This window comes from Sedimentibacter sp., assembly GCF_033447055.1.
Taxonomy (GTDB): Bacteria; Bacillota; Clostridia; order Tissierellales; family Sedimentibacteraceae; genus Sedimentibacter.
In genome coordinates, this window is the sequence record NZ_JAWQJF010000004.1 from 1 (window position 1) to 11,836 (window position 11,836).

General features: G+C 31.1%; 13 protein-coding genes, 1 tRNA gene and 1 pseudogene. All 15 read left to right on the plus strand.

The genetic code is table 11. The features are described 5' to 3' along the window. Positions 1–111: pseudogene (locus tag SA378_RS00370) on the plus strand (8-oxoguanine DNA glycosylase); the annotation flags it as partial. 36 nt (positions 112–147) lie between these two features. Then, positions 148–221 (plus strand) — tRNA-Pro (locus SA378_RS00375). A 33-nt stretch (positions 222–254) separates the two neighbouring features. Next, positions 255–776, plus strand: a complete 522-nt coding sequence (locus SA378_RS00380) for a transcription repressor NadR (RefSeq protein WP_318524015.1) — start codon at positions 255–257, stop codon at positions 774–776. A gap of 93 nt (positions 777–869) precedes the next feature. Next, positions 870–1,436, plus strand: a complete 567-nt coding sequence (locus SA378_RS00385; protein WP_318524016.1) for a hypothetical protein — start codon at positions 870–872, stop codon at positions 1,434–1,436. Between the two features lie 106 nt (positions 1,437–1,542). Next, the gene (locus tag SA378_RS00390; protein ID WP_318524017.1) at positions 1,543–1,713 is read left to right on the plus strand and encodes a CPC_1213 family protein; all 171 of its coding nucleotides are present in this window, start codon (positions 1,543–1,545) and stop codon (positions 1,711–1,713) included. A 188-nt stretch (positions 1,714–1,901) separates the two neighbouring features. Further along, complete coding sequence (locus tag SA378_RS00395; protein WP_318524018.1) at positions 1,902–2,450, plus strand: helix-turn-helix domain-containing protein; 549 nt, start codon at positions 1,902–1,904, stop codon at positions 2,448–2,450. A 27-nt stretch (positions 2,451–2,477) separates the two neighbouring features. Continuing rightward, entirely contained in the window at positions 2,478–2,651 is a 174-nt protein-coding gene (locus SA378_RS00400) for a hypothetical protein (RefSeq protein WP_318524019.1), read from the plus strand. A 79-nt stretch (positions 2,652–2,730) separates the two neighbouring features. After that, on the plus strand, positions 2,731–3,630 hold the full coding sequence (locus SA378_RS00405; RefSeq protein WP_318524020.1) for a restriction endonuclease: 900 nt from the start codon (positions 2,731–2,733) through the stop codon (positions 3,628–3,630). 98 nt (positions 3,631–3,728) lie between these two features. Further along, positions 3,729–4,304 (plus strand): phosphate propanoyltransferase, encoded by a 576-nt coding sequence (gene pduL, locus SA378_RS00410; RefSeq protein WP_318524021.1) that lies wholly within the window; start codon positions 3,729–3,731, stop codon positions 4,302–4,304. A gap of 166 nt (positions 4,305–4,470) precedes the next feature. Further along, the gene (locus tag SA378_RS00415; protein ID WP_318524022.1) at positions 4,471–6,264 is read left to right on the plus strand and encodes a YgiQ family radical SAM protein; all 1,794 of its coding nucleotides are present in this window, start codon (positions 4,471–4,473) and stop codon (positions 6,262–6,264) included. Positions 6,265–6,368: 104 nt separating this feature from the next. Continuing rightward, the gene (locus SA378_RS00420; protein ID WP_318524023.1) at positions 6,369–7,640 is read left to right on the plus strand and encodes a CapA family protein; all 1,272 of its coding nucleotides are present in this window, start codon (positions 6,369–6,371) and stop codon (positions 7,638–7,640) included. Between the two features lie 41 nt (positions 7,641–7,681). Beyond that, positions 7,682–8,509 carry a diadenylate cyclase CdaA gene (gene cdaA, locus SA378_RS00425; protein ID WP_318524024.1) on the plus strand — a complete coding sequence of 276 codons (828 nt, stop codon included), beginning with the start codon at positions 7,682–7,684 and terminating at the stop codon, positions 8,507–8,509. Further along, positions 8,490–9,731 (plus strand): YbbR-like domain-containing protein, encoded by a 1,242-nt coding sequence (locus SA378_RS00430; RefSeq protein WP_318524025.1) that lies wholly within the window; start codon positions 8,490–8,492, stop codon positions 9,729–9,731. The genes cdaA and SA378_RS00430 overlap by 20 nt, the downstream gene beginning before the upstream one ends. Before the next feature lie 46 nt (positions 9,732–9,777). Then, complete coding sequence (locus tag SA378_RS00435) at positions 9,778–11,169, plus strand: sigma-54 interaction domain-containing protein (RefSeq protein WP_318524026.1); 1,392 nt, start codon at positions 9,778–9,780, stop codon at positions 11,167–11,169. A 193-nt stretch (positions 11,170–11,362) separates the two neighbouring features. After that, positions 11,363–11,836: phosphate acyltransferase (locus tag SA378_RS00440; protein ID WP_318524027.1), on the plus strand; the 474-nt coding region annotated here is incomplete at its 3' end.

Consider the following 11,836-nt stretch of genomic DNA (forward strand, 5'->3'; position numbering starts at 1 on the left):
AATGATAAGGAAATACGAAAATTTGCGGAAAATAAATTTGGCAGTCTTTCAGGATATGCACAGCAATATTTGTTTTATTATGCTCGTGAATTGAACATCGGAAAGGATTGACAAGCTATATATAAAAGTATATAATATTAGTGTTGTCGGGGTGTAGCGAAGCTTGGTATCGCGCTTGGTTCGGGACCAAGAGGCCGAAGGTTCAAATCCTTTCACTCCGACTTTTTTTATATAATTTTTTAAAGGAGAGTGCTATGACATCTGAAGAACGTAGAGAAAAAATAGAAATAGAATTGAGAAATAATATTGAACCTATTACTGCAACAGCACTTGCTAAAAAATTTTCTGTTAGCCGTCAGATAATAGTCGGTGATATAGCACTTATGCGTGCTTCAGGCATTAAAATATCTGCCACTCCGAGAGGATATATAATTAATGGAGAAGTGGAGAAAAATGAAAAAAAATACACAATCGCATGTTGTCATGATGATATTAATATGGCAGAAGAACTTTATACAGTTGTAGATAATGGCGGGACTTTGTTAGATGTCACGGTTGAGCATCCCATATATGGACAAATTGTAGGGCAGCTTCATATATCTTCACGTTATGATGCCGATTTGTTTTTGAAAAAAGTTGAAAATAACCAAGCGCAGCCTTTAATGAGATTGACAGGTGGAATTCATCTTCATACAATTAAATGTAAAGATGACGATACTTTCGATAGAATAATGAAAGCGTTGAAAAATAAGAATATAATTTTAGAACAAAAATAAACATTGACAGAATAGTAAGACTTTACTATAATGATGTAGATATGTGTCAAGACACAAGACAAGACATAAATACAGTTTGGAAAGGAATTTAAAATGAAAAGGAATAATAAACTTAATTCAATGGTAATTTCAGCGCTTCTTTGTGCAATAGGAATAATAATACCAATAATATCACCTATTAAAATCACTATGGAACCTGCGTCATTTACGCTTGCAAGTCATGTAGCTATATTTATAGCAATGTTTATTTCTCCAACTACTGCAATTTTTGTTTCTGTTGGAACAGCAGTGGGATTCTTGTTGGCAGGATTTCCGATTGTTATAGTTTTTCGTGCAGCATCACATGTAATATTTGCTGTTATTGGATCTTTAATTTTGAAAAAACATCCAGATATTATTAAATCAATAAAATCGGCACAGCTTTTTTCGTTTGGAATCGGCTTAATACACGGTTTGTGTGAAGTGCTTGTAGTAATACCATTTTATTTTGGAAATAACATGAGCTCAGGCTACTATGCAAAGGGATTTGTAACATCAGTTATACTTCTTGTCGGGGTTGGGACAGTAGTTCATAGCATGATTGATTTTTACCTGGCACAAGTAATATGGAAGCCTGTTACAAAAGCAGTAAAAATCCCTCAACAAGCAAGTGTTAACTAAAGTTTCATATATGAGATTGATAAAATTATTGATTATATTCATTTAATTATGCATATGGACATGGCAAAGCTGACATAATAATAAAAACTACTTAAGGAGAAATTATATGTCAGATAATAAAATGAAAAGTACAAAAAATAATAAAAAAGAGGATGGAAAATTCCATTCTAAAAACATTAAACACAATCCACAAGCAGAAAGTGCAAGAGCCGTGTTTGGGCTAAAGGATGACAATTTTCAAAATTTATTTGACAGCAGCGAGAAAAAAGATAGATGAGGTAGCTTTAATAGTTACCTCTTTTTGTTATGCAAATAGCAAAATTAGAAAGTATAGTTGCTTGTGGCAACCTGCATTTAAAGGATTAAGAAAGGATAAAACGGATAAGTGTAAAACGCAGAATTCTATTGACTATTGGTTTATATTGGAGTAATATCATTCTATTGATTGAAATATGGAGTATTGGTATGGATGGCAATAAGGTTAGAAAATTACGCAAATTTTATGAAATGACAATAGATGATCTTTCTGAAAAATCAGGTTTTACTTCAAGTTACATTTCTCAGATTGAAAGAAATATAATAGAACCGTCGTTATCGGCTTTAAGTAAAATTTGTAAAGTTTTAAATGTGTCACCATATTATTTTTTAGATGAAAGCAGCAATGTAGTTGTAACAAGAAAAGAAGATAGACAAAGATTTTGGATTCCAGAAAATAATATGGAACTTGAATTCCTTATTCACGTCGGAAATGAACACAAAAACAAAATGAAAGTAGCTGTTTATAAAAGTTCATTAAATTCTGGAAAATGGGAAAGTGAAAAATTTATTATAATAGATTCTGATAAATGTGTAATAATATTAAAAGGAAAATTGATAGCGAACTTTACTGATTATAATGAAATAATCGAAGAAGGTGACAGTATATACATATGTTCAAATGTACCTCATAAATTATTTAATCCTTCTGAAGGAAAGACAGAATTTATATGTATTACTTCGCCTGCAACATATTAATACCATAAAGTGTATAAGAGGAGAACGATGGAAAAAAAATTCGAAGAAATCAAAGAAGAATTTATTAATGCAAGTTTGGATGAAAAAATAAAAATATATACATCTACACAAGGACTTACTGTAGAACAATTTAAAGAGCTGTTGGCATATTTTCCGATAAAGTATCTGGATAAACTTGAACGAGCAGTAAACAGTATTTAAGAATAAAAACTGTCTATAAGGCAGTTTTTTTATTGCATAAATTTAAACAAATTGGAAATAATTGCAAAGAGGTGATTTTATGCTAAAAGAGAATAATATTAACAAAATATTCATAAAGGAAGCATTGGGAACTAGAAATTACTTAAGTTACAGAACTGATTTGATGCTTTATAAAATTATTTTGAGTATAATTGTATTTTTGGTTATTTATTTATTGTTTGTTGATTTTATTTTGGCAATTTTAATTTCTGTACAGGTTTTTGTTGTATTTACTTTAATGAATAAGTTAAATATCAGTCGCAAAAAAGAAGAAGGAGAAGAAAAGATAATATCACGAACAAAAATGGAGTATTTAAAAAATAAATTAAACGAAATGAATAATAAAGATTTTGAAATGTTAACAGGATTTTTACTTGAGAAAGAAGGATGGAATAATTTTGCTAATAAAGGCAGACACATGTATTTAGCTGAAAATAAGGGTATTATTTATTGCATAAAAATATTCAAACTAAATGAAGAAATTGAAGTTGAAAAATTAGATTTAAGAAACATGATTTCTTATATGAGTCAAAACAACATAAGAAAGGGATTGTTGGTTTATACTAGTTTATTAAGTGAAGATGCAAATACTATTCTTGAAAAATTCAAAGATAAACTTGAAATTAATTTAATTGACTTAAATAGTTTTTTGAAATTAATGGAGAAAAATAATATTTTACCGGACAATAGATATTTTTATAATAAAATTTTAGATGGAAAAAATATGGAAGGCAATAAGACAAAAGTCAAAAATAACGTTTTTGATAAAAAAAAGACATTAATATATGTATTAGCAGCAATTTTTTTCTACATCTTATCAAAAATATTGCAAGGTAATTATATTACAAAATATACATTTTATTATTTCGCCATATTAGCTGTTATAAGCATTTCATATTTTTTCTGGTATAAAAAATATGAAAAAGATATAAAAAATTAAATATTTGAATTAATTTAAAAAAAGTCAATTTAGCAGTTGATATTATTTTTGTTGTATATTATAATTTTTTTAGAAAATATTATACTACGGAGGATAACATGAGTTTTAAAGTAACAGTAGGTTTATCAAACAAACATGTTCACTTAAGCAAGGAACATATAGATATATTATTTGGTGAAGGTCATGAATTAACACCAATCAAAGATTTAAGCCAACCAGGGCAGTTTGCATGTGATGAAAAGGTTGATTTAGTAGGACCAAAAAGAACCATTAAAGGTGTAAGAATTTTAGGACCAGCAAGAAAAGAAACACAAGTTGAGATTTCACTATCTGATGGATTTACTTTGGGATTAACAGAAGTTCCGATAAGAGATTCTGGAAAAATAGAAGGAACTCCGGGGATTAAACTTGTTGGACCAAAAGGTGAAGTAGAATTAGAAAAAGGCGTAATTGTAGCTTCAAGACATATTCATATGCATACAACTGATGCAGAAAAATACGGCCTAAAAGATAAAGATATTGTATCTGTAAAAGTTGGTGGTCCAAGGGGATTAATTTTTGAAAATGTATTAATAAGAGTTAATCCTGAATATGCATTAGATATGCATCTTGATGTTGAAGAAGGAAATGCTGCAGGACTTGCAAATGGCGACTCAGTTGAAGTGATTGTATAATAGAAGAATGAATAAATTTAATTTTTTAAATAGGAGATAACAATTCTCCTATTTATTTTTTTATTTTTTTCGATAATAACAGTAGAAGCGTTATATTATTTATATTGTTTTAATTTGCGAAATAATGGTATAATCAGAATAAGTAAGTTAGTATGACGGAGGAAGTATGGATTTTTTACCTATAAATAAAGACGATATGAAAAAAAGAGGATGGGATCAATGTGACTTTGTTTTTGTAACAGGAGATGCTTATGTTGATCATTCCTCTTTTGGTGCGGCGATTTTATCGAGACTATTGGAGAGATATGGCTATAAAGTTGGTATAATTGCTCAGCCTGACTGGAAGAATATAAATTCTTTTAAAGTTTTGGGAGAACCGAGGCTGGGATTTCTTGTGAACTCAGGAAATATAGATTCAATGGTAAACCATTATACGACATTTAAGAAAAAAAGAAGAACGGATTCTTATTCTCCTGGAGGCAAAGCAAATTTCAGACCTGACAGGGCAGTAACTGTTTATTCTAACAGAATCAGAGAAGCATATAAGCATATTCCAATAATTATCGGCGGAATTGAGGCAAGTTTAAGAAGATTAAGCCATTACGATTATTGGAGCGACAGTGTAAAAAGATCGGTATTGCTTGATTCGGGTGCAGATTTGTTAGTTTACGGAATGGGAGAAAAAGCAATAATACAAATAGCAGAAGCTCTTGATTCAGGAATTCCAATAGAAGAAATTACATTTATCAATGGAACTGTTTATAAAACAAAAGATAGGCAGCGACCATATGAACCGATAATTCTTCCTTCTTTTGCTGAAGTTTCAACTTCTAAGCAAAAATATGGAGAAAGTTTTAAAATTCAATACAAAAATACAGATTCTAAATCAGGAAAGACACTTATTGAACAATATGACACAGTATATGTTGTGCAAAATCCACCAATGGAAACTTTGTCAACGGAAGAACTTGATGATGTATATGATTTGGATTATATGATGGATTATCATCCTGTTTATAAAGATTTTGGAGGAATACCTGCATTAAATGAAATAAAATTCAGCATTACCAGTGTTAGAGGATGTTTTGGAGGATGCAATTTTTGTTCACTTAATTTTCACCAGGGAAGGATTGTTCAGGCAAGAAGCCATGAATCAATATTAAGCGAAGTTGAAAAAATGAAAAAGGATAAAGATTTTAAAGGATACATTAATGACGTTGGAGGTCCTACTGCTAACTTTAGAATAAAAGCATGCAAAAAACAGGAAATATATGGGGCGTGCATAGATAAGGAATGTCTTACACCTCAAAAGTGCAAAAATCTTATAGTAGACCATAAGGATTATTTGGAGCTATTAAGAAAGATTAGAAAAGTTGAGGGAATAAAAAAAGTTTTTGTAAGATCAGGCATAAGGTATGATTACGTAATATATGATAGTAATGATGATTTTATAGAGGAGTTGTGCAAATATCATGTCAGTGGACAGCTCAGGACTGCACCGGAACACGTTTCTGAATCGGTTTTAAGATTGATGGGTAAGCCTTCAATAGTTTTGTATAATAAATTTGTAAAAAAATTCGATGATATCAGTAAGGAAATAGGTAAAGAACAATATATTGTGCCTTATTTTATTTCATCACACCCTGGTTCTCATATGAAAGATGCTATTGAATTAGCTGAGTATATTAGAGATATGGGACATATTCCTAAACAAGTGCAGGATTTCTATCCAACACCCGGAACTATGTCAACTTGTATGTATTATACAGGATTCAATCCTTTAACGGGCGAAGATGTTTATGTTCCCAAAGATAAAGAAGAAAGACAGATGCAAAGAGCATTGCTTCAATACAATAAAAAGGAAAACTATGATTTAGTATTAAAAGCTTTAACAAAAGAAAAGAGATATGATTTAATTGGTTTTGGAAAAGAAGCTTTAATAAAACCAAGATATAATTAATGAACATGAGGTTAAAATTAAGTGTTTTTTAATAATTAACTTATTGCAAAATCTTTCACACTAAGTTAAAATTAAAGTGTGAAATTAAATTCAAGAGGTAATAGATGAACAGAAAAGCTAGACTTAGAAAAAAGAGAATACGTGTATCCTTATTGGGTTTAGTAGTAATATTTGGCATAACGGCAGCTGCTTTTGCAGTAAAAGGAATTACAAATAATATAAAGGTTCCTGAAGACAATATTTTGTCAAACGAAGAACAGCAAATGCTTGAACAAGAGACAGTGTCAGAAACGGAAAAAGAACCAGAGCCAATTCCTGATGTTACCATAAATATAAAAGCAACCGGAGATATAATGTTTCATCCGTCACAAATTGATGGAGCATATAACTCTTTAACAGGAACATATGATTTTACAAATAGTTTTAAAGCAGTAAAAAGTATATTTCAAGAAGCGGATTTGGCTATGGCTAATTTTGAAGGAACAACTGCCGGAAACGAAAATTATGCTTATCAAGGTTATCCGTTGTTTAACGCACCCGATGAGGTTTTAGATGCAATTAAAGATGCCGGTTTCGATGTGTTATCTACAGCAAACAACCACAGCCTGGACACCGGAAAAGCAGGAATTATAAGGACTGTCGAACAAATCAAATTGAGGGGCATGGATAGTATAGGCACTTATATTAAAAAACCTGAAAGCAGAGTTTTAATTAAAGACGTAAAAGGTATCAAGATTGCTTTTTTATCTTATACTGAGATGGTAAATGGCTTGGATTCGCTTTTATCACCGGAAGATTTAGATACTATGATAAATATCATTAATGAAACAAAATTAAAAGAGGATATAGCATATGCTAAAGAGCAAAATGCGGATGTTGTGATAGCTTATCTTCACTGGGGAAATGAATATTCAAGAATACAAACACAGGAACAGGAAAATTTAGCTGACATGTTGTTTAAAGAAGGGGTTGATATAATATTAGGAAGTCATCCTCATGTTATACAACCAACTAAAATATTGGAATATGAAGGTAGAACAAAATTTGTAGCATTTTCAATGGGAAACTTTTTATCAAACCAAAGAGTTGAAACTTTAGTACCTTACGGTATGACAGAATCATTATCAAAATATACCGAAGATGGTGTTATAATCGACATTGATATAGAAAAAAAAGGTGAAACAGGTGAAATTTTAATTAAAAATATCGATTATATACCATTGTGGGTTTATAAGGGTACAACTGAAGACGGAAGAACCGAACATATAGTAGTTCCAATTATGGATTATGTAGAAAGTAATGAATTGGATGAAAATTCGAAATCAAGAATGAACAGATCCTACAGCGATACAATGGCTCAAATGAATGGCGAGTAGTAAAATGAAGTAATTAGCAGAAACTTTGGGGAAGTGGTGGAATGGAGCAAATTAAATTAATTTTGTCGAACATTGGATTAAACAGTATAGTTGATATTGGGCTTGTTTACTATGTATTGTATCATGGATATTTATTGATTCGTGATATGAGAGCGAAGCAGCTGGTGAAGGGTATTGTTCTTTTAGTCGCATTGATACCTATATCACAGATATTTCATCTGTACATGGTGAAATATATTTTAGATCACACATTTCAAGTTGGCGTAATTGCACTTGTAGTTGTATTTCAGCCGGAAATCAGGAGGGCGCTTGAATATCTTGGAAGAACGTCTTTTTCTTTGTCGAGTTATGAAAAAAATACCCAAACATCCGAACAAGTAATTAAAGAAATTGTATCAGCCACATCTTCGTTAGCAAGACAAAAAATAGGAGCTCTAATCATATTTGAAAAAAAAATAGGGCTGACTGATATTACAGATAGTGGAACAAAGCTGAATGCAAATATTTCGAGTGGGTTGTTGATTAATATATTCATTCCTAACACACCACTTCATGACGGAGCTGTAATAATCAAGGATTATACTATAAGGGCTGCGGGTTGTTTTTTGCCGCTTACAGAAAATAATCTCTTGAGCAAAGATATAGGCACAAGACACAGAGCAGCTATAGGAATGACTGAAAAGTCTGATGCCATAGCATTGATTGTTTCAGAAGAAACAGGCTATATTTCATATGCGGTTGAAGGAAGACTTTATAGAAATATTCAGATAGAAGAATTGCAGAATTTGCTTGCTGGTATTTATATGGATAATGATAAAGTAAATTTAATTGATAAATGGAGAAACCGTAATGAAGATAAAAAACGATAAATTAATTATTCAAATTACTTGTCTTATTGTATCGGTAATTTTGTGGATGGTAATAATGGTTGAAACAAATCCATTGTATGAAAATAATTATACAAGTATTCCGGTCACCATAAGAAATTTGCCTGCGCTTTCAAATTCAAATCTTGTTATGATGAACACAGACAAGGATAATCTTACAGTAAATGTTAAAGTAAAAGGTACTATAGAGGAATTAAAAAAGATAAGTAAGAGTGACTTTTCTGCATATATTGATGTCTTGGGATATGGTGAAGGTATTACTAATGCTAATATAGAAGTGATAGGTCCAAGCAATGTTGAAATTATAAGTAATCACCCTTCTCAAATAGCATGTAATATTGAAAGTATAATATCAAGAGTCATGGATGTTACAGTTCAATTTGAAGGAACACTGTCAGAAAATTATTATAAATCTTTAGCTTCTCTAAATATCTCATCTGTTAAAATTACCGGACCAAGAAGTGTGGTTAATTCAGCTAATCTGGCAGTTGCAACTGTAAATGTTGATGGAGCTAAAGAAGACATAGTTAAAACTGTTCCTGTGAGAATTTATGATGGAAAAGATACAGAAATATTCATGTCAGTTCCAATAAGTAATGTTGAAGTTTCGGTTCCGGTTTATCCTACAAAATATGTAAACTTAATACCATCTGTTACAGGCACACCTGATGAAGGCTACCAGCTTGTTAATGTTACTGTAAAACCGGAAAAAGTAAGAATTGCAGCAAGACAGGATATTTTAGATACTATAAAGGAATTAAATTTAGAAGAATTAGATATAACAGGAGCATTTAATAATATACTTTCATCTAAAGAAATATTAAATACTGACGGATTGACAATTTTAGATTTAACAACAACACCGGTTGTAAATGCTGCTGTTGAAAAAGTTATCGAAAAAGAACTTGTTTTTACATCTTCTGATATTCAGTTTATTAATCTTAAAGAAGGAAGACAAATTAATCTCACAGAAAATGAAGAAATTACGGTTACTGTTTCTGGAACATCAAGTATTGTAAATGCATTGAAAAAAAGTGATTTAGTTCTTAGCGCAAACTTAGCAGAAGCGGCAGTAGGACAAAATACTATTTCAATCGAATGCGTTACGGAAGAATCATTCAAAAGTATCACTCTTAGCAAAGATTCAGTTAATGTCGAAGTAATTGAGAAAGCATTAAATACCGAGGTAGAAACGTACGATTAATATTTAGACAAAAGATAACGAAAAATTCTTCGGGAAAGAGGCGGGGATGGAAAATACAAACTATGAAATAAATACTATGGATTATCAAGGAATGATTCAGGCCGTTTTTCTTGCAACACAGGATGCCATAAGTGTTGTAAATGAAAGAGGTGTACACATTTTGGTTAATCCTGCATATACGAAAATAACAGGGCTTGAATATGATGATGTTATTGGAAAAGACGCATTGTATGACATCGAAGAAGGCGAAAGCCTTCATATGAAAGTTTTGACATCAAAGAAACCTGTTCAAAACACAAAGCTTAAAATAAGACCAAGCGGAAAAACTGTTGTAGCTCAAGCAGCTCCGATTATAGTTAACGGTGTTATGAAAGGCAGCGTGGCAGTGCTTCATGATATGTCCGGAATTAAAGATTTAACAGATAAACTTGAAGAAGCGGAAAAAAAATTAAGAGAGCTCACATATAAATATAAACCGGAAGATATTATTGGAGATTCGGCAGTAATCAGGGAAGTAAAAATTATGATAGAAAAAGCTGCAAAGGTTCCTGCGACAGTATTGTTAAGGGGAGAAAGCGGTACTGGAAAAGAATTGTTTGCAAATTCCATACATGCTCAAAGCAGCAGGAATTACAATAAATTTATACGCGTAAATTGCGCTGCGCTTTCGGATTCGCTTTTGGAAAGCGAATTGTTTGGATATGAAGAAGGCTCATTTACAGGTGCTTTAAAAGGTGGAAGAAAGGGGCTTTTCGAAGAAGCGAATAAAGGTACTATATTTTTAGATGAAATATCAGAAATAAGTATGAATACGCAAGCAAAACTTCTTAGGGTTCTTCAAGAAAAAGAAATAATGAGAGTGGGAAGCAACAAGACAATTGCTGTTGATGTTAGAGTAATAGCCGCAACAAATGCTGATTTGATTAAATCAGTGGAAGAAGGTAAGTTCAGAGAAGATTTATTTTATAGGTTGAGCATACTACCAATATTTATTCCACCTCTTAGGGAAAGAAAAGAAGATATACCTATTTTAGTCAAGAACTTCATCGTTAAATTTAATGATGATTACGGAAGAAATATTGTAGACATATCAAATAAAGCATTAAGAATTTTAGTTAATCATGAATGGCCTGGAAATGTGAGGGAATTAGAAAACGTTGTAGGAAGGTCGATAATTAATATGAATATAAATGAAAAGGTGATACAAACTGAACATTTGCCTCATTTATATTCTAATAAAAAGGTTCATATAAATAATGGTGCTATGTTAAAAAATGAGAATATCATTAATTTAAGTGAAATTATAGAAAAAGCGGAATCGGAATATATTAGCAATGTTTATATTACGCTTAATAGAAATAAAACGAAGACTGCGAAAGTGTTAGGCATTTCCATAAGGTCATTGTATTATAAAATGGAGAAGTACGGAATAGAGTAGAACTTGCAAAATATTGCACAAATAGCGCTCTTGCAAAATATTGCACGCAAATGACTGCAGTATTAAATTTCACAGAAAGTCAATTAAATTGTAAAAAAAGGTTAGATATTGAATTTTCATTATTTAACTTTTTTTTTGCGTTCATGAAAAGTTGGCACGATAATTGCTTATATATAATGTGCGAGGTGAAATAATGAAAAAGTTTGAAGAAATTTTAGATTTGGCTAAGAAAAAAGGTGCCAAAAAAATATCAGTAGCGTTTGCTCAGGATGAAGAAGTATTAAAAGCAGTGAAAGCAGCTGTAAATGAAAATATATGTGTTCCTGTATTAGTTGGAGACAAGGATAAAATAATAGATATTTCAAAAAAAATAAACTTCGATATTAATAATATCGAGATTATTGATGAGAAAGATGGAAATGAGGCAGCAAGGAAAGCAGTAGCACTTGTAAGCAGCGGCAAAGCAGATATAGTTATGAAAGGATTGATAGATACATCCATTATTTTAAAAGCTGTGCTTGACAAAGAAATAGGACTTAGAACTGGTAATGTATTGAGCCATGCTGCAGTTTTTTCAATAGAAAAATATCATAAACTATTAATTATTACAGATGCTGCAATGAATATTGCGCCTGGTATTGATGAAAAAAGACAAATAATCGAAAAC

Excerpts from the sequence above, each read along its gene's own strand:
- SA378_RS00430 (WP_318524025.1), top strand. The coding sequence starts at position 8,490 with ATGAAGATAAAAAACGATAAATTAATTATTCAAATTACTTGTCTTATT.
- SA378_RS00415 (WP_318524022.1), top strand. The coding sequence starts at position 4,471 with ATGGATTTTTTACCTATAAATAAAGACGATATGAAAAAAAGAGGATGG.
- SA378_RS00435 (WP_318524026.1), top strand. The coding sequence starts at position 9,778 with ATGGAAAATACAAACTATGAAATAAATACTATGGATTATCAAGGAATG.
- SA378_RS00405 (WP_318524020.1), top strand. The coding sequence starts at position 2,731 with ATGCTAAAAGAGAATAATATTAACAAAATATTCATAAAGGAAGCATTG.
- pduL (WP_318524021.1), top strand. The coding sequence starts at position 3,729 with ATGAGTTTTAAAGTAACAGTAGGTTTATCAAACAAACATGTTCACTTA.
- SA378_RS00385 (WP_318524016.1), top strand. The coding sequence starts at position 870 with ATGAAAAGGAATAATAAACTTAATTCAATGGTAATTTCAGCGCTTCTT.
- SA378_RS00390 (WP_318524017.1), top strand. The coding sequence starts at position 1,543 with ATGTCAGATAATAAAATGAAAAGTACAAAAAATAATAAAAAAGAGGAT.
- cdaA (WP_318524024.1), top strand. The coding sequence starts at position 7,682 with ATGGAGCAAATTAAATTAATTTTGTCGAACATTGGATTAAACAGTATA.
- SA378_RS00380 (WP_318524015.1), top strand. The coding sequence starts at position 255 with ATGACATCTGAAGAACGTAGAGAAAAAATAGAAATAGAATTGAGAAAT.
- SA378_RS00400 (WP_318524019.1), top strand. The coding sequence starts at position 2,478 with ATGGAAAAAAAATTCGAAGAAATCAAAGAAGAATTTATTAATGCAAGT.
- SA378_RS00395 (WP_318524018.1), top strand. The coding sequence starts at position 1,902 with ATGGATGGCAATAAGGTTAGAAAATTACGCAAATTTTATGAAATGACA.
- SA378_RS00420 (WP_318524023.1), top strand. The coding sequence starts at position 6,369 with ATGAACAGAAAAGCTAGACTTAGAAAAAAGAGAATACGTGTATCCTTA.